This is a genomic window from Shewanella sp. FDAARGOS_354 (assembly GCF_002209245.2).
Taxonomy (GTDB): Bacteria; Pseudomonadota; Gammaproteobacteria; order Enterobacterales; family Shewanellaceae; genus Shewanella; species Shewanella xiamenensis.
This window is the reverse complement of record NZ_CP022089.2, coordinates 2,553,114-2,569,612: the sequence shown is the minus strand read 5'-3', so window position 1 is coordinate 2,569,612 and position 16,499 is coordinate 2,553,114. Positions and strand designations below refer to the sequence as shown.

General features: G+C 46.8%; 13 protein-coding genes. 8 read left to right on the top strand and 5 right to left on the bottom strand.

Annotated elements, in window-relative coordinates:
- Positions 1-275: 275 nt before the first annotated feature.
- Genes CEQ32_RS11620 through CEQ32_RS11610 form a run of 3 tightly spaced genes read left to right on the top strand, consistent with a single transcriptional unit; the run spans position 276 to position 1,562 of the window.
- Positions 276-686 carry a hypothetical protein gene (locus CEQ32_RS11620; RefSeq protein WP_037428760.1) on the top strand — a complete coding sequence of 137 codons (411 nt, stop codon included), beginning with the start codon at positions 276-278 and terminating at the stop codon, positions 684-686.
- Entirely contained in the window at positions 683-1,216 is a 534-nt protein-coding gene (locus CEQ32_RS11615; protein ID WP_088586061.1) for a class I SAM-dependent methyltransferase, read from the top strand. Before CEQ32_RS11620 ends, CEQ32_RS11615 begins: the two co-directional genes overlap by 4 nt.
- Before the next feature lie 55 nt (positions 1,217-1,271).
- On the top strand, positions 1,272-1,562 hold the full coding sequence (locus CEQ32_RS11610; protein ID WP_037414668.1) for a hypothetical protein: 291 nt from the start codon (positions 1,272-1,274) through the stop codon (positions 1,560-1,562).
- 119 nt (positions 1,563-1,681) lie between these two features.
- On the opposite strand, the gene CEQ32_RS11605 is transcribed toward CEQ32_RS11610, so the two are convergent.
- The 3 genes from CEQ32_RS11605 to CEQ32_RS11595 form a co-directional block, all read right to left on the bottom strand.
- Positions 1,682-1,867, bottom strand: coding sequence for a hypothetical protein (locus CEQ32_RS11605; protein WP_011621607.1), 186 nt, complete (start codon positions 1,865-1,867; stop codon positions 1,682-1,684).
- A 98-nt stretch (positions 1,868-1,965) separates the two neighbouring features.
- Entirely contained in the window at positions 1,966-3,390 is a 1,425-nt protein-coding gene (locus CEQ32_RS11600) for a cytochrome C biosynthesis protein (RefSeq protein WP_088586060.1), read from the bottom strand.
- 215 nt (positions 3,391-3,605) lie between these two features.
- Positions 3,606-4,031: an organic hydroperoxide resistance protein gene (locus tag CEQ32_RS11595; protein ID WP_047538267.1), complete on the bottom strand. Its 426-nt coding sequence runs from the start codon at positions 4,029-4,031 to the stop codon at positions 3,606-3,608.
- Positions 4,032-4,160: 129 nt separating this feature from the next.
- On the opposite strand from CEQ32_RS11595, the gene ohrR reads away from it, so the two are divergent.
- The 4 genes from ohrR to chrA all read left to right on the top strand — a co-directional run bounded on the left by ohrR (position 4,161) and on the right by chrA (position 8,560).
- Positions 4,161-4,655, top strand: a complete 495-nt coding sequence (gene ohrR / locus CEQ32_RS11590; protein ID WP_088586059.1) for a hydroperoxide resistance transcriptional regulator OhrR — start codon at positions 4,161-4,163, stop codon at positions 4,653-4,655.
- Positions 4,656-4,719: 64 nt separating this feature from the next.
- Positions 4,720-5,895, top strand: a complete 1,176-nt coding sequence (locus CEQ32_RS11585; protein WP_088586058.1) for a glycerol-3-phosphate dehydrogenase/oxidase — start codon at positions 4,720-4,722, stop codon at positions 5,893-5,895.
- A 179-nt stretch (positions 5,896-6,074) separates the two neighbouring features.
- The gene (gene rlmC / locus CEQ32_RS11580; protein ID WP_088586057.1) at positions 6,075-7,229 is read left to right on the top strand and encodes a 23S rRNA (uracil(747)-C(5))-methyltransferase RlmC; all 1,155 of its coding nucleotides are present in this window, start codon (positions 6,075-6,077) and stop codon (positions 7,227-7,229) included.
- Between the two features lie 179 nt (positions 7,230-7,408).
- Positions 7,409-8,560, top strand: a complete 1,152-nt coding sequence (gene chrA, locus CEQ32_RS11575; protein WP_109277515.1) for a chromate efflux transporter — start codon at positions 7,409-7,411, stop codon at positions 8,558-8,560.
- 158 nt (positions 8,561-8,718) lie between these two features.
- On the opposite strand, the gene CEQ32_RS11570 is transcribed toward chrA, so the two are convergent.
- Positions 8,719-9,927, bottom strand: coding sequence for an IS4-like element IS10A family transposase (locus tag CEQ32_RS11570; protein WP_088585397.1), 1,209 nt, complete (start codon positions 9,925-9,927; stop codon positions 8,719-8,721).
- A gap of 78 nt (positions 9,928-10,005) precedes the next feature.
- Here CEQ32_RS11570 and CEQ32_RS11565 point away from each other — a divergent pair, with 78 nt between their 5' ends.
- The gene (locus CEQ32_RS11565; protein WP_088586056.1) at positions 10,006-11,691 is read left to right on the top strand and encodes a methyl-accepting chemotaxis protein; all 1,686 of its coding nucleotides are present in this window, start codon (positions 10,006-10,008) and stop codon (positions 11,689-11,691) included.
- A 92-nt stretch (positions 11,692-11,783) separates the two neighbouring features.
- On the opposite strand, the gene fdhF is transcribed toward CEQ32_RS11565, so the two are convergent.
- On the bottom strand, positions 11,784-16,067 hold the full coding sequence (fdhF, locus tag CEQ32_RS11560; RefSeq protein WP_088586055.1) for a formate dehydrogenase subunit alpha: 4,284 nt from the start codon (positions 16,065-16,067) through the stop codon (positions 11,784-11,786).
- Between the last annotated feature and the right edge of the window lie 432 nt (positions 16,068-16,499).

Genomic DNA, 16,499 nt, shown 5'->3' with positions numbered 1-16,499 from the left:
ATCACTTAGAGAATACGGTATAACTTGCGTGAGTTAACATATTTTGGTGGGCTTAATTATAATTTAATAATTGTTTTTTAGCGTGGGTATAGTCAGTTTTTTGTTGTTATAGATTTGATTTTAATGGTTTATTTTTGATTTTGCTCTTGGTCATGAATGTGCGAGAATTTATAATGTGAGTATTCTATAAATAATTAAATTCCACCAGTGTTTTTTGAATAAATATATTATATTTTTCCAAAATGTTATTTAAGTGGTGTTGAGGGGTTAAATTTATGCCTAGGCAGCAGATTTCTGAAAAACGTTTTTGGGTACAGCGACTTAGTAAAACAGCCTTAAGGGCTTTACATATATTAGGCATTGCAGGTGCGGGTGGCGGGATATTATTAAACATTGATAAATCCCTTTGGTTAAATTATTGGTATCTCGCCATGAGCACCGGCAGCATATTAATGTTGTGGGAAATTATTCGGGATTGGCGTTGGTTAATTCAACTTAAGGGTGTGTTAACCCTTGGAAAATTAGGTTTGCTTTGTCTGTTTATCCCCCTTGCCAATTACAAGCCAGAGTTGTTTATCTTGGTGTTATTTTTATCTGTGATAGTCTCTCATGGCCCGTCTGGACTCAGACACTATTCGATAGTGCATCGCAAACAGATAGACACTAAAAAAGAGATAAAGGGATGACACACGCTACACTCTGCACAGCTTCGAGCTTAATTACCCAGTTTCAATGGCCCGAGCTTGCAGGGCTTAAGGTATTGGATTTAGCCTGTGGTTCTGGGCGAAATGGATTGTGGTTTCTGAATCAAGGCTGTGAAGTGACCTTTATCGACCAGGATTTGAGTACATTGGCCAAGCTAACACACGACAAAGCACATCAATGGCAGTGGAATTTAGAAGATGGCAGCGCCCCTCTGTTACCCCAAGACACTTTTGATATAGTGCTAGTCTTTAATTACTTACATCGGCCACTGTTTCCGCAAATTGCCGCTAGCCTTAAGCTCGGGGGACTCATTGTCTATGAGACCTTTACGTGGCAACAGGCGGAAATTGGCCGCCCTCGCAATCCCGATTTTTTACTCAAAGAACACGAACTACAATCCGTATTTGCTAACTGGCGACCTTTGAATTACTTTGAAGGGCGGTTAAGCGATGCTGTTACGGGTATTGAAAGTGCTAAGGCGCAGTTGATCGCGCGAAAACCGCTCCAGTGATCCCATTTGGGGTCAACTGCCACCATAAGTATTAAATAAGTGTAAGAGGCCAAGGATGTTTCCGTATCCAGAGCAGTATCGTGTTGCCATGCCACCTATAACCACGGCGCTAATGGTGGCTTGGGCCCTGTTAAGCCACAGCTTGTTAGCCGATGCTAGCCCTTTTGCCTTGTATCCACTGTTTACCTTGTTTCCAGCTGTTATTGGGCTGCATTTATATTTGATTTGGCTTGCCAAAGGGATGAGTCGACTCGACCAATGTTTTTATGCCTTAGTGCATATTCCTCTGGCCTTTGTTGTGTGGACTTTCACTATTATGCATGTGAATGGTAATGCCTTTTCTTAGGGCTGAACCGGGCAGAGCCTCAGGTTAGCCCGTTCAAATGGCTTAACTTCATTCGAATACCTTAAATAAAAAAGCGCCCCGATGTTCGGGGCGCTTTTTATCAATCTCTTGCGGGTGGGTTAGGCCGTAGTGTTGATATTGTGGCCGGTATTTCCCACGGGTTGAGGTGTGGCTGCGTTAATTAAATCAACGGCAATTTGACCTTCCGCCTTTTGCTGCTCTTTGGCTAACTGCGCCACTTTAACGCCAACGGCACCATTTTCTAAGTTAGGCGTGATAGCTTGGGTGTTCAGTGAAATAGACATAACTAACCTCAATTGTAAGCTGAGTCTTTGTATCGGCAAGCTCAGGTTTTACTTTAGTCCTTTATCCTAAGTTTGCCAATCCAAAACCCTGTTATTGCTTATACCGCTTTATTCGCTTTTGCCGTGAGTAACTTACGACTAAGTACTATGATGGCGGTTAAGCCCAATGAACCTAGAATTAATCCCAGTGCCAGCCCAACACTCTGTAGCGCAGTGGGATCAATCACTAGCGCAACCCCCATACCAAACATCATCACACCCGACATCAGCTTGAGTGCTTGGCCTTCTTTTTCGGTCAGTTTACGTTTGCCTAAGGTCGCACTAAATACAATCACAATAATTGCCAGCGGGATCACATAGACAATGTTGTATAAAACCAGATACATATAGCGCTCAATCTCAGGCAGGTTATGCATGGATAGTACGCTGGTATAGATCATTGGGAAGCCTGCGGTGCAGAGCAGTTCGTAGGCATTGGCTAAAATCGCCAGTACAGTCGATCCCAGAATTAAGGCGCCTAAACTACTGGAATTAGAGAGTTTCCCCATGCGTTTGATCAGGCTCGTACGGTTTTCAGCTGACATTGAGAGGGTGACTTCTCCTTTAGTAAAGAAGTAGTCTTTTACGTTAATGGTGCCTGCGATCAAGGCTAAGACCCCGGCCGCTAAGATGATCATTCCACCATCACTACCTGCTCCTAGCAGTTTGAAGATATTCAGCCATGCCGTCATAAACAGGAAATAAATAAAGCCAGAGAAGAACACGAAGATACCGCCGACTAACAGCATACGGCTACGGCTCTTCGCATTAACCATAATCGACAGTAAAAACAGCAATACGAAGAAGGCGCAAGGGTTAAAGGCATCGACGCCAGCAAGTACTAACGTTAGCAGCGGGAGTGACATCGTCTCGGGAGTGACCACTCCGACAAGTGGTAATTCAACGGGTTGTACTTCAGCTTGGTCGGTACTTGCCAAGCTAGTTGCATCGCAGGTGCCTTCACCTGAATCGGTTCCGCAAGTGCCAAACAGAGGTTCACTATTGGTCGGTGCAGTTGACGCAGCTCCCTTTGTTGGCATATCCGCTTCGCTTAGCTGACCACCTAAGGATAAGTAACAATTCTTCAAACGATTAACGAGGAACTCGCCAGTAACCGCTTCGCTGGAATAACCGATAATGGCTTTTTCGCAGCTCGCCATATAAGGAACTGAGCGGGCTTCTGTGGCAGTTTTGGCGGCAATATTTTGCCAAATATCCTGTACGCCAGGTGCAGAAACCATATGGGATTCAAGTTCTATCCACGGATATTTTTGCGGTAGTGAATCAATAAAAGGGTGAGCTTGTGCGCAGTGTGGACAGGTTTTCGACCAAAAAAAGTAGAGTTTAATCTTAAGCTCACCTTGGGCGTTGACGTAATGCCACGTTTGATCGGAAGTATTTGGGGTGTCGGCCCAACTAGGTGCACTGAGCATTGCTAATGCGAGAGAGCATAGCAGAGCGAATTGGGTTAAGTATTTAGTCATAGTGCCTCCACAATTGTGGACAAGATGTGTTTTAAATGGATTTCTGACTATTACTCTACTGAATTCAATCCTTTTGATTAAATTAAGCATTAAGAAATGTTAGTTAACTCGCGATTAACTGGTTTTTGGGAAGTGAGGCAGGTTTACTGTTGGGGAAATAAGCTGCGAATAACTGAAAAGCACCCCAAGCTGCTTTTCAGTCTATGGTTAAGCGCTTAGTTTAATGCTATGCCATTAACACTCAGTTTTACATCGATATTATTACGTGTAGCGTTAGAATATGGACACACTTGATGGGCATGTTGTACTAAGGCTTCGGCTTCAGCTTGCGGCAGGTCAAGATTGACTTCTAGGGCGACAGTTAAGGCAAAACCTCCCGCATCATTGGCACCAATGCCAACCACAGCACTGACAGGCGCTTCAGTAATGGCCACTTTGCCGATTTTGGCAACGTGCAAAACCGCATTAGAGAAACAAGCCGCATAACCTGCTGCAAACAGTTGCTCAGGGTTCGTTGCTAATCCACTTCCGCCCATTGCCTTTGGATAGGCGAGTGCTACATCGAGTAACCCATCATCGGTACTGACTTGGCCTTGACGACCTGCTCTGGCGGTTGCTCGGGTTTCATACAATGTTTTCATGTTTAGATCCTCAGTGTTTAAATGGTTAATTTAAGTTGTGCGCAATTTAATTGTGGTAAACTATAGTTCGATCTTTAGTGTGAATGCAAGTATATTGTGCGCAATATATTTAAGTTTTTTGGAATGACTATGCCAAGCTATGAGTTAACTTCAATGGAAAAGGCGTTAGAAATGTCTGAAACCACCAATACAGACAATGTGTTATGCCTAGAGAATCAAGTTTGTTTTTCTCTATACAGTGCAGCAAATGCCATGGTGCGAGCTTATCGTCCTATGCTTGATAAGCTAGATTTAACCTATCCCCAATATTTGGTCATGCTAGTGTTGTGGCAGGAGCAGGGGATTAGCGTGAAGACCTTAGGAGATAAATTGTTCCTCGATTCGGGTACATTGACGCCGTTACTTAAACGTTTAGAGTCAAAGGGATTAGTGAGTCGCGGTCGTAGCGAACAGGATGAAAGGGTTCGGGTGCTCAGTTTGACTTCTGCTGGTCAGGCGTTAAAGCAACAGGCCAGTGAGATCCCGCATTTAATGCGCTGTAAAATTGGGGCTGAGATTGATGATCTTAAAGCGCTAAAAGCCATGTGTGATAAAGCATTGGCACAGTTGCACAGTGTAGATTAGGTATCTCTATTCGAAAGAATTGGGATACGTTAGCCAGAAGCACGTCAGGATGGATAAAACCTCTATGAGTTCATTCGATATTGCTATTATCGGTGGTGGCATCAGCGGTGTCGGCATTGCCCAATATGCCGCAGCGGCAGGGTATTCAACTTTACTTATTGAAAAAGGTGAGATTGGCGGCCAAACCTCAGCCAATTCCAGTAAGCTTATCCACGGTGGCCTACGTTACCTTGAGAGTGGGCAAGTTAATCTCGTGCGTAAGTCACTGCTTGAGCGGCGAAATTTACTGGATCTGGCGCCTAGCTTAGTCAAACCTGTTCCTTTCTACATTCCCGTCTATCAGGACAGTCAACGCAATCCGTTGACGATACGTGCTGGGCTGAGTTTATATGCATTGTTGAGTGAATTTGATCCGCTTGGGCGTTTTGTCTCTATTCCCGCAGTGCATTGGCATCGTTTTAACGGGCTTAAACTCACGGGGTTAAAAGCGGTATTCCAATACTGGGATGCACAAACCGACGATAAATTACTCACTCAAGCAGTGGCGCGCAGCGCTCAAGCACTTGGCGCGCAGATCTATGCCGAGGCAGAGTTTTTGCAGCTCAATCATTTACGGGAGCATATTGAGCTTAGCTTTCGCCATTGCGGCCAAGTACAACAAATTGATGCCAAGCTCGTGATAAACGCCGCTGGCCCTTGGGTTAATCAGGTATTAGCTAACGTTGAGCCGCCTCTTGCGGGTGTTGAAATCGATTGGGTGCAGGGAGCGCATTTATTGCTCGACTTGCCTGCACCAGAGGGGATTTTATATTTAGAATCCTGCTTCGATAAGCGGGTGATTTTTGTGATGCCTTGGTATGGACAAATGCTCATTGGCACCACTGAAACAGTGCTGACATCCATCGATACCCCTCCCCAAGTAACGGAATCTGAAACTCATTACCTCTTAGGTATTTATCGTCATTACTTTCCACTTTCCCCATCGATTGAGGAGCTTAAGGCTAAGATAGTGCAAACCTATTGTGGCGTGCGAGTGCTACCTAAACAGGCTAGTTCCGCTTTTGAGCGGCCTCGGGATACCTTAATGCAAACCTCAGTTTCGCATCCAAGGCTGCTGAGTTTATATGGTGGCAAACTCACGACCTTTAGAAGCACTTCTGCTGAAGTAATTGAATGGATTGAACAAAAGTTAGGGAAACGTCCACCAATCGCCGATGTAGACAGCCTCAGATTAACTTAATTCTGTCTAACATTGGGTGTGATGCTGTGGTTGAAGATGATCTTTTTGCATAAAAACGCTAAAGTGTGGCGCTTTTTAACTGAGGCCGTTACGGTATTTGTTATGCTTCAGTTGTTATCTCAATTTCACTCGCCATCTCAATAGATAAGATAGACGGGAACTGCTGTGGGTACGATGCTGTGAGTACATTAGTGCAATGTGGGTATTTTGAACAAGGCCAATGCCAATCCTGTCGTCATATTAAGCTCCCTATGTCGATGCAATTAGCGGCGAAAACCCAAGAATTACAGCAATTGTTAGCCCCATTTGTTGAGCATACTAATACCCAATTTTTGCCGCCCGTAGTGGGTGAGAACCAAGGTTTTCGTAACAAGGCGAAAATGGTGGTGCTGGGCGCGGCTCATGCGCCTGTACTGGGGATTGTCAGTCCAAGCGGTGAGGCGGTGAGTCTCTGTGACTGCTTGCTGTATCCTGCTGATATGCAAGCGTTGCTCCACCGTCTGGAGCGTTTTGTGCAGCAAGCGGGTATCCCGCCGTATCGTATCGATAAAGCCAAGGGCGAGCTTAAGTTTATTCTACTGACGCGCAGCCAAGTGCGCGGCGAATATATGCTGCGTTTTGTGCTGCGCTCATCCGATGCCATTGCCCGTATTGAACGGGAATTACCCGCGTTGCTGGCTGAATATCCACAAATCAGCGTCGTATCGGTAAATATTCAGCCCATTCATATGGCGATCCTTGAAGGGGATGAGGAAATTTTCTTAACTGAAAATACTCGTCTTGAAGAGCGCTTTAACGATGTGCCTTTGTTTATTCGCCCAAAAAGCTTTTTTCAAACGAATCCACAGGTTGCTGCAAAGCTGTATCAAACCGCCCGTGAGTGGGTTGGTGAATTTGCACCAAAGTCCCTGTGGGATTTATTTTGTGGTGTGGGCGGTTTTGGCTTGCACTGCGCCTCCAAAGATATCCCTTTAACTGGGATTGAAATCGAAGCCGAGGCGATTGCGTGCGCTAAGATGTCGGCGCAAATGATGGGGCTGGATAACGTGCAGTTTATGGCCCTCGACTCTACCGATTTTGCCAAGGGTGATGCGGCGCAAACAAAGCCCGATTTGATTATTGTCAATCCGCCGCGTCGTGGGATTGGTGAGTCCCTGTGTCACGCCTTAAGTGAATTTGCCCCTAGGGCGATTTTGTATTCCAGTTGTAATCCCAAAACCCTTGCTAAAGATCTCGCCCATATTCGTGGCTATCGATTAACTAAGGTGCAGTTGTTCGATCTCTTTCCCCATTCGGATCATTTCGAAGTCTTAGCCATGTTGGTAAAAGATTAAGCGATCTAAATGAATGATCTCCTGAGCAGTAGATCGCTATAGTTTAGAGGTTGATAAAAAGGAATTTTGTTCATTTTACCTTTGGTTGAGTATTTTTGTGTCTTGCTGATTTAGCTTTCATTAAACTGTCTTTTTAGTGACATAATCTTGTTCACTTTATGCGTCGAAGGGCAAAGTTTATGCTACAGATATTCTTACGTTTTTTTTCTCTTGGTCTGATGAGCTTTGGTGGCCCAGCGGCGCATATTGGTTATTTTCGCCAGACCTTTGTCAACGAACTCGCCTGGCTTGATGATAAACGTTATGCCAGTTTTGTAGCCTTAAGCCAATTTATGCCGGGGCCGGGATCGAGTCAGGTGGGGTTTGCTATTGGTTATCATCGTGGTGGGCTTTTAGGGGCGATAGCCGCCTTTGCTGGATTTACCTTGCCTTCCTTCGTGCTGATGTATTTGTTGGCGGTGACGACTGCCGCTTGGTTAGGTAACGAGTACATGCAAGGCATTGTGCATGGCTTAAAACTGCTGGCCGTCGTGGTTGTCGCAGATGCGGTATTGGCGATGTTTAAGCAATTTTGTCAACGGCAAACGGCGCGTTTACTCATGCTCGGTAGTGCCGCTGCGATACTCATTCTGCCTTTCTTATGGACACAAATCACCTTACTGTTGCTTGCTGCCATTTTAGGTATGTCATTCCTGAGTGCGACTGAGAGCGAGTCCAGTAAAAATGAACCGATTAGGTTAAATTACCTGAGCTTAGGATTATTCGTTGTCTTATTTGTGGCGAGTTTTTTTGCCTTAAATCTGGGGATTGAAGCAGGGATTTTTGGTGAGTTTTTTCGTGTCGGGAGTTTAGTCTTTGGTGGCGGCCATGTGGTGCTGCCACTGCTTGAAACCGCTGTGGGTGATACAATGAGCGGCGATCGTTTTCTCACCGGATACGCCTTTGCCCAAGCCGTGCCTGGGCCTATGTTTACCTTTGCCACCTTCCTTGGCGCTGAGATGATGCTAGACAATCCCTTTGTCGGTGCGGTCATCGCAACTGTAGCAATATTCTTACCGGGATTTTTATTGATGCTGGTGGGCTTAAAAAGTTGGCATGCGATTGCCGCAAGGCCCAAGATTGCCGGCATGCTCTCGGGCATAAATGCCTGTGTGGTGGGATTATTGGCGGCTGCGCTGTATCAACCTGTATTTACCCAAGGGGTGTTATCTGCGGTGGATATGGCTGTTGTCTTGCTTGGTTTTGGTGCATTAAAACTCTTTAAACCGCAGATGTTGTTACTGGTCTTAGGTTTTAGCCTATGTGGCATAGGACTGATATTATTAGCTTAAAATCAGTTGAGTATAATTTTTATCCTCTATAGAAAATTTTGTTAACCCAAGCGCTAAGTGGATGCACCTTTTTGGCTATACTTCGACCATATAAAAAATATAAATTACATCACTCTGGAGTAAGCAAGCATGTCGAATTTAAGCCCTGAAGGATCCCCTCATAAATCAGCCATAGCATAGCCATATTTGAGCAACTGATTGGCGAATAATACCCAGGCCGCCAGCAATTCTTTCTCCGTGATTTGATAATCAGGCCGCCTGAGTACCTCCAATCCCAAGCGAATCGTTGAGAGTACCGTTCGATGCCCAATGGTATTGGCCTGAAAATGCTTATCCCAGCCCTGTTGCTGTGCGTGTAAACCAACTAGCCACAACAGGCATTGAACCATCAACGCTATCAGTAGGATGATGTCGAATCGCTCTGGACTGTTGGTACGACTTTGGCGTAAGCCAAAGCCGTATGCCGGGCTTTTGAGGTCACGAAAGGTTTCCTCTATTTGCATACGTTTGGCGTACAGGTTTACCAGCTGCTTTGGGCTCCGAGATTCTGGTGGTAAATTGCTGGCTAACACCCAAGGCTCTTTCGCCGATGTTGAGTACGTTTTTGCCGATGGATGGTGGCAATTAGTCCTCGTTGAACGCTGATTTGTACGCCCCTTAGGTTTGCTACGATAAAGCGTGAGATGGCAATTGATAGGGTTAGTTTTGGTCAAGGTCTTACAACCCAGGCTCTTCGCTTGACCGTTGGCCAAGTCATGTGTACTGCGAACTGCACGCCAATTTTCAGCGCCAATATCTGCAAATTGAACTGTACCGCGAATACGGCTTAGCCAAAACCAACCATGCGCCTCAACCTCTTTGTACCAAGGCACTTTGAACCCCGCGTCAGTCACGATGAGAGGGGTAACATGCAAAGGTAAAATCTTGGCTAAGTCCGCTAAAAAACCGTTGTGGGAGGCCTTAGAGCATTGTTCTGATAGGGGATAGGACTTCTCATACAGGGTAATAGAGCGGCCATTGAAGGCTATTGAGGCGCGCAGAGCCATGATGCGTTTATGCTCTCGGATGTCTGACCAATCGACGAGCACAATCGGCATAGGGTTACCAGAACAGATGAGGCGGGCATGCCATTGGTAGACAGCTAACCGTTCTTGATGCAGATGCGTGTTGCCGAGCAAACGATCAATGCGCTTGATGTTGTGCTTGGTTCGGGCCGTGGTTGGTAAATTTCGACCTAACTCAGTCAAGGTCAGTGTCTTACATTCAATCAGTGCCTTAGAGGCCAGCATCAAGCTGTTTAATCGTTTTAGGTGAAGTTCTGGGCAGTATTGGTGTAAAGAATGTTGTAGGATATTGGCTTCGCGCATCTTGTTGTCCAAGTGTAGTTTTTGGCGAAACCATTTGATCATGCAACAAGATGCGCTTCCACCCTAATTTGATGATTTATTTGTAAATCATCAGGGGATTCTTCAGATTTAAGCCTGCGTAATAAATTACTGCTGTTATCTTTGTTTCCCCTCATCTTGACCTTATTAGTGTTAATGACCGTTTCCTACTATGTCGAACAGGAATCTCTCGCGGAAGAGGTTGTGACCTTTAGAACAAAATTAGTGGGCGAACGTAAACAACAAATTAAAGAAGCGACCGAAATTGCCGCGGGAATTGTGCAATACCAATTGTCCTTAAAGGAGCAAGGTAATGTGAATCAAGCATTGCGAGATATTCGTTTTGGCAGTGCGGGTTACTTCTTTATGTATGATTCTCAAGGTAAAAATATATTCCATGCCTTAATGCCTAATTTAGAAGGGCAAAACAAAATCGATATGACCGACCCGCGCGGCACCAAAATTATTGTTGGTTTGCTGGATGCTGCTAAACGGGGTGATGGTAACTTTTCTTACTATTATCAGAAGCCTAATACCAATGAGCAAATTGAGAAGATAAGCTACGTGATGATGGTTCCCGGTACTGACTGGATGTTAGGAACTGGCGCTTATATTGATGATATTGAAGCCGTAGTTGAAGATTATCGACAAACTGTGACTGAACAGATGGCTGAGAAATCGTTTATGATCCTCCTCATCGCCATTGTGTTAACGGGGATTACGGCGTTTATCATTATGGTCGCCGCCCATCGAATGGTCGTGCCGATCAAAAATATGGCTGATAATCTTAATGATATCGCTCAAGGTGAAGGGGATTTAACTAAGCGCTTAATGGTTAAAGGTGAAGACGAGATTGCTCAATTAGGTCGAGCTTTTAACTTGTTTGTCGATAAGCTACAAACCATTATCGGTGATGTGGCGAATGCGACCGCCAAAGTCAAAACGGCTGCCAATGCGATTCATGACCAAACGAAAGTGATGTCACACCAACTGCTCAGTCACAACAATGAGACTGACCAAGTCGTTACCGCGATTACTGAAATGTCATCTACCGCGAGTGAAGTCGCGCAAAACACCACCCAAGTGGCCGAAGCTACTCAAGCGGCGACAGGTGATGTGGCTAACGCTCAGCGCTGTGTCGATGCATCATTAGAAGAAATTGCTGGATTGATGGCGCAAATCAATAATGCCGCGGGCAGTATCAAATCGTTGAGTGAACAATCGCAGAAGATTAACAGCGTATTGTCGGTGATTGGTGGCATTGCCGAGCAAACCAATTTGCTCGCTCTTAACGCAGCCATTGAAGCTGCCCGAGCCGGTGAACAGGGACGGGGTTTTGCCGTAGTAGCCGATGAGGTACGTAACTTAGCCAGCCGAACTCAGGCAAGCACCTTAGAAATTAATGAAATGCTATCAGAACTGCATAAGCTGGTCTCGCAGGCGGTGAAAACCATGGACGAGAGTCAGCAGAGTTGTGTGCGCTCGGTTGAATCTTCCCGTGCTATTTCTGAAAGCTTAGGTTCGGTTACCTCGGCGGTAACGGCGATTAACGATATGAGTACCCAAATTGCCACCGCGGCTACCGAGCAAAGCTCTGTGACCGAGGAAATCAACCGTAACGTTTATGCTATCCAAGAAATTGTGAATGAGCTGCTACATTCCAGTGAAGATGCGGCAAGGGTGAGTCAGACTGTGTCGCAGGAAGGGACCAATCTTGGCAAGTTAGTTGGGCAGTTTAAAATTTAATACTGATTTATTATTGAGTTATAAAATAAAACGGGAGATAACATCTCCCGTTTTTTATATCCATTTATTGAGTCGTATCCCCAAATATCTGTTTAGGCTGGTTCGATAACCCGCTTAGTCACCTTTTCAACTCTTACTGCGCAAACCTTATATTCAGGGATATAAGCCACGGGATCTAAGGCATTGATGGTGAGTTTGTTCGCTGCGGCTTCGACAAAATGGAACGGCAAGAACAGTACACCGGCTTGGGCGCGTTTAGTCACAAAGGCATCGATTTCAATCTCTCCGCGGCGGGTGATAAGGCTAATTCTGTCGCCATTATTTATCCCGAGTTGCTCGGCATCATAGACTGAAATCATCACTTTAGGTGCGCCGAGTAAATCCAGTCCCGGTGTTTTACGGGTGAGTGTACCTGTGTGGAATTGTTCCAAGAGCCGCCCCGTCGATAGCGTCAGTGGATACTCGTTGCAGGGCATTTCGGCGGGAAGACGATAACTGACGGGCGTAAATAAGCCTAAACCGCGGGTGAATTGACTCTGGTGCATAATCGGTGTCCCCGGATGATTTTCATCCGGACAGGGCCATTGAATACCCTGAGGCACTTTACCCTCTGCACTTGTGGTTAATCTCTCCCAACGAATACCGCGATACTGGGGTGTTAATACATTGATTTCAGCCCAAATAGCCTCTTCATCTTTGTAATCCCAGTTTGCGCCCATGGCATTAGCGAGCGCTTGTACGATCTGCCAATCGGATAAGGCTTCCCCCGGTGAGGCAAGCGCTTGCTCGAGTCGTTGTACCCGACGTTCGGTATTGGTAAAGTGACCGCGTTTTTCTACGAATGCGGCGGCGGGCAAGACCACATGGGCAAGCTCGGCCGTCTCGGTTAAAAAGATATCCTGCACTACCAGAAACTCAATTTGACTCAGTGCATTAAGCACATGAGCTTGATCGGGATCGCTCAGCACTGGATTTTCACCCATCACATATAAGGCTTTGATTTTGCCCTTGGCAATGTCGTGCATCATGTGGGTTGCCGTGACGCCAATTTCCCCCGATAACGGCGTTTGCCAGTGGTTTTCGAAGCGCATTCTGGCATGAATATCCGTGACCTTTTGATAGCCTGTGAAGTAGTTGGGTAATGCACCCATATCACAAGCCCCTTGCACATTACTCTGGCCGCGTAGCGGATTGATACCCGCCCCTGATACTCCGATATTGCCGCAGAGTAGTTGCAGGTTAGAAATGGCGGTGACGTTATCGTGGCCTGTCGTATGCTGAGTGATGCCCATGGCGTAGTAAACTGCCGTTTTTTGTGCAGTGCCTATGGTACGCGCGATGCGGGCGATATTCTCAGCCTTAACGCCTGTGATTAGTGCCGCGTTTTCAAGGGAATAGTCCTCCTTGGCAAGCTCGGCATACAGTGCCTCAATGCCTTCGGTACGCTCGGCAATATAGTCTTTATCCTGCCAATTATTGCGAATAATCTCCGCCATAATGGCGTTTAATAGCATCACATCCGTGCCCGGTCTGTGGGCAACATAGAGTTCGGCCTTTTCTGCTATGCCTACGCGTTTAGGATCGGCCACGATTAATCGTGCGCCGTGCTGCATTACCGCCTGCTGGATTTTTGAGGCAATAATCGGGTGGGCGCAGGTGGTGTCTGAACCGATGATAAAGATAACATCCGAGTCCTTAATACTTGGAATATCATTGGTCATCGCGCCACTACCAATACTCTGTTGTAAGCCCGTTACCGTCGATGAGTGGCATAGGCGGGCGCAGTGATCGATATTATTGGTACCAAGAACGCTGCGGACAAACTTTTGCAGCACAAAGTTATCTTCGTTAGTCGCTTTGGCAGAGGCGAGACTAGCGATCGCATTGCTGCCATCTTGCTGTTTTATCTCGGTTAAGCGTTTCGCCACATAAGCGATGGCTTCGGGCCAACTACAAGGTTGTAGTTCGCCATTTTTACGTATTAATGGTGTCGTGAGGCGTTTGTCGCTGTGAATAAAATCGAAACCAAAACGCCCTTTAACACATAACATGCCTTGGTTAACAACCGAGTCTTTATTGCCTTCGATATGGCGAATGCGATTGGTGTTAGGGTCAATTTTAAGATCCAGACGACAGCCTACACCGCAGTAAGTACAAATCGTCGAGGCGGTTTTAAGTGCTGTTTTATCGCCTTGGCGTTTGTCCCGCGCATCGACCAGTGCGCCAGTGGGACACACCTGCACGCAGTTGCCACATTGTACACAGCGACTATCGGCCATGCTCGCGCTAAAGCCAACTCTCGGCGCGCGGCGCACGAGGCTTTGACTGATTTCCTGTGGCAGCGCCTGATAGGAATCTTCGGTAAATTGGATGGCGCAGTGGCCGCTCTGCTGCTGGCACACATCAACGCATTTGCCGCAGCTAATGCAACGGTTAGCATCGAATTGAATAAAGGGTGAACTCTTATCTACGCTGAAATGCCGTGCATTTTCAGTGGATAAGCTTTTGCTCTCAACACCGTAATCCGTAGCGTAATCCCTTAGTTTACAGTCGGTATTGGCCTGGCAGGCGCACTCAAGGCAACGCGCCGCCTCTTGCATAGCGGCATCTGTGGGAAAGCCCAATTCGACTTCACTGTAATTCAGCAGCCGTTGTAGTGCTGTTAATTCGGGCATTTTCAAGCGGGGCTGACGTGGCGTATGGGGATAAAGCGTTGGTGCGGCTTCTGATGTTGTTTTTGCTTGCTTAAGGGCGCTCGGAATGGTTTTTACCGAGTTAAAATCGTGGGCATGTAAATCACAGCTAAGGCCAATTTGAAGCATTTTATCAATGGCTTTTGCCGCTTTCCGGCCATCACCAATGGCGGCAACCGCGGTGGCTGGGCCGCGGCGGGCATCGCCCATCACAAACAGTTTTTCCACACCCGATGACATGGTTTGCTCACAACCAATGAGGGTGTTCCAGCGACTGAGTGCCAGCTCGCCATGGCTGAGTTGCCCCATGGGATCTTGCATAAAGCTCAGGTCTGGTGCCTGCGAGACGGCGGCGATAACAGTGTCGAAGGCTTCGGTAAAGGTTTCCCCAGTGTCCACGGGGGCGCGTCTGCCTGAAGCATCAGCTTCGCCGAGCGCCATTTTGCTGAAGGTAACCGACTGTACATGTCCATTGGCATCACTATGATTTTCAATGGGATTGGTTAAGAAGTGGAATTTTACTCCTTCAACTTCGGCCTCGTGTACTTCGTAGGCTTCGGCGGGCATTTCGGCGCGGGTACGGCGGTAGATTAAGGTAACATCGCAGCCTTCACGTACCGCTGTACGAGCACAATCGATGGCGGTATTGCCGCCGCCGATGACTGCGACTTTTTTACCCAACTTCAGTTGCTTATCGAGGCAATGAGCCTTAAGAAAATCTACTCCAAGATAACAGCCCGCCAGCTCCGAGCCTTTATAATTCATTGGCACCGCTTTTTGGGCGCCGATCGCAAGGCACACCGCATCGAAGTCGGTGACCAACTGGGCTAAGTGAACCTCATGGCCGAGTCGAGTCTGGGTATGAATGATTAAACCATTACGACTCAGCAGCTCGATTTCTTTATCGAGAATCGCCTTGGGTAAACGGTATTCGGGAATACCGTAGCGCAGCCAACCGCCCGCCTTGGGCATGGCTTCAAATATCTCGACATTATGCCCTTGATTCGAAAGATAATAACCCGCACTTAAGCCCGCAGGGCCTGCGCCTATAATGGCAATTTTCTTACCCGTGTCTGCGAGGCGTGGCGGTTGATAGCTATTGCCGTGCTCGTCATCGGCTAAATCTAAATCGGCAGCGTGGCGCTTAAGTTGGCGGATGGCAATAGGGTCGTCGACGAGGCCGCGGCGGCATTCGGTTTCGCAAAACGCGGGGCAGACACGGCCAATCGACAGCGGCAGTGGCAGAGTGTCTTTAATGACTTTAATCGCTTGGGTGTGGTCACCTTGGGCAATGTGGTAGAGATAGCTTTGTACATCGACCCCCGCAGGGCAGGCCTGTTGGCAGGGCGCTTCACAATCGGCAAAGTGATCACTCAAGATGGTGTTCAGTGCCGCTTGGCGCTGTTTGGTTAAAAACGCCGATTGGGTGATGACCTTCATGCCTGTTTGGGCTGGGGTTTCACAGGCTTTAACGCAGCGCAGACTGGCATCGCTATTTTCGATTTGCACCAGACAGAGGTTACAGTCCTGCTTTTCGGCATGGGCTTGCGTGTCCAATTGCCGTGAGGCGTCAGTGGGATCGCACAGGCTGGGAATAGCAATACCCGCCTTACGGGCTGCGTGTAATAGGTTATCGCTCGGCTCGGCCGAGACTATCTGATTATCGATTCGAAGTTCTATCATCCCATGGCCTTTTATATTTGTAGGGTGCTTGCTGCATGGCAGGCTTAAGGTGGATTTGAGTATAACTAGAGCGCTTTAGAAGACGCTTATGGTCGAGGGAAGTTTGATGCTAAATTGCTGCTGTCATCACAAACAGGCGTCAGACTGTGCGCTGATGAAAGTTTATTGGTGGAATACTGTGATTATCTCAGCATTTTATATGTGTTTTATCTGTATCTTGTTTAATCCTATGCAGTTTTTAGTGATTATCACTGTTTAGTAAACTCAATTTTTAATTGAATTGGGGCGTCAAGCTGGCAATTTCATGTAAGATCACAGTCTTAACTCGGCTTTGTTTGTTAATCTGCCGACCCTAACGGTGCTTTTTATGCTGATAAAATCGCAGTGAAACGCTATCACGCCCTAGGTTTACCAGCGTTGTTAGGTTAAAAT